Raw genomic sequence first — 1,853 nt, forward strand, 5'->3', positions numbered from 1 at the left:
GATCGAGTAGGAGGCAGCTTTCGCCGCCGACCTCTCACACCACCGGACATGCGGTTCCGCATCCGGCGGTTCAGTTAACTTAACATCTTGTTTGACAAAAATATTCCTCTGCTGAGAGTAATCCGAACTTTTTCAGACGTGCATTTGACATTGCATAGCAAATAGTTTCTGTACGACAAACCCGAGCATATCCATGGAATCCTGCCGCACTTTTTGCATTCTTTTTACTAACACCCAGTTTTATCAGATTTCTATATCTGGTTTTAGGATTTTTCCAATGTTTCCATATACACATTCTGAACCTGTACCTAATAACCGTATCGAGTCTTCGGGTTGCTGTAAGAATTGAGCCAATTTTAAAGTAATTGATCCAGCCTCTTACCACTTCCGCTATCTTTTGGGCTTTATATGAGTTACTTACACCCCACTTGCGGCTCGTTAATTTTCTGACTTTCTTCATTACCTTATCCAATGACTTTTGAGGGACTTTTATCTTATATTTCTTTTCCTGAAACTGATAATAGAAGGCAAATCCCAGATATTGTATTTCTGTGGGTCTCCCTATTTTACTCTTGCCCCTGTTCACTTTCAGCCGCAGAACATTTTCAATATACTTCGTGACCGATTCCATTACCCTTGCCGCAGCTTTTCCGCTTTTGACAAAAATAATACAGTCATCTGCATATCGTACAAATTTAAGTCCTCGGCTTTCAAGTTCCCAATCCAATTCATTGAGCAGTATGTTAGCGAGAAGCGGTGAAATATTTCCCCCTTGTGGGGTTCCGATTTCTGTTTCTTCTATCTGTTCTCCAACCATAACTCCACTTACTAGAAATTTTCGGATTAGCGAAAGTATTTTTCCATCCTTAATCTCTTTGTTCAAAACAGATATTAACTTGTCGTGTTCTACCGTATCAAAAAACTTTTCCAAGTCAATATCCACGACCCAGTTATATCCTTCATTCATGTATTTAACTGCTTTTAGTACTGCCTTCTGTGCACTTTTTCCAGGTCTGAATCCATAGCTGTTCTCATGAAATTTTCTTTCATATATAGGTGTTAATACCTGTGTAGCTGCTTGCTGTACCACACGATCTGTGACAGTTGGAATTCCAAGTTTTCGTTTGCTTCCGTCTGCTTTAGGGATTTCCACTCTCTTTACTGGCATTGGTTTGTATGACTGATTTCTTATACTCTCTCTGAGTTGCTGTCCATTTACTTTCAAATGAGAAAGCAAATCGGCACATTCCATTCCGTCTATTCCTGCCGCACCTTTATTCTTTTTCACCTGTTTGTAGGCACGATTCATGTTTTCATTTGACAGAATGCGTTCTATAAATATTCCTTGTTCCTCCATGCGCTGTTTCCTTTCCTTTTCGTGAGTTCCGACCACTTAGTACTTGTGGTACTCCTCTCGGCATGTGTTTCGTCTAAAACTCTCAATTAGGACGTACTCCAGCTGATTAACTGTTCTGTCCTTTGCTCCATCCGGCTTTCCCGGACTTCCTCGCTACTATGACATCTGCTGACTTCCTATGATTCGTTGTTACTATGGCAAATGAGACCACCCATAGGATCTCCCCGGTTAAAATACGCTATCTTTCCCATCATCTATCCGCCATGTCTACTACCAGTTCTACGTTAGCTATTGGACTTCAACTTATTCAGCAGTCTTATCCGAACTGTAAGCCTTATACATGATTTCTGTCCGTCGGACCAATGGTTTGCCGCAGGCTTCCTTCAGATTCCACCTTACAGTGGACACCCTTGCCATGTTGGCTATGTGCTTCCCGCTAACGGGCACACTTAGGACTTTCACCTTTAAGAATAACGTTCGCGCCGGGCGAACTGAA

1 protein-coding gene is annotated in these 1,853 nt (G+C 41.7%); it reads right to left on the reverse strand.

The window, feature by feature from the left end:
• Window positions 1-79: 79 nt before the first annotated feature.
• The gene (ltrA, locus tag WKT11_RS19690) at window positions 80-1,357 is read right to left on the reverse strand and encodes a group II intron reverse transcriptase/maturase (protein ID WP_117677568.1); all 1,278 of its coding nucleotides are present in this window, start codon (window positions 1,355-1,357) and stop codon (window positions 80-82) included.
• Between the last annotated feature and the right edge of the window lie 496 nt (window positions 1,358-1,853).

This window comes from Blautia sp. HCN-1074, assembly GCF_037890165.1.
GTDB lineage: Bacteria > Bacillota > Clostridia > Lachnospirales > Lachnospiraceae > Blautia_A.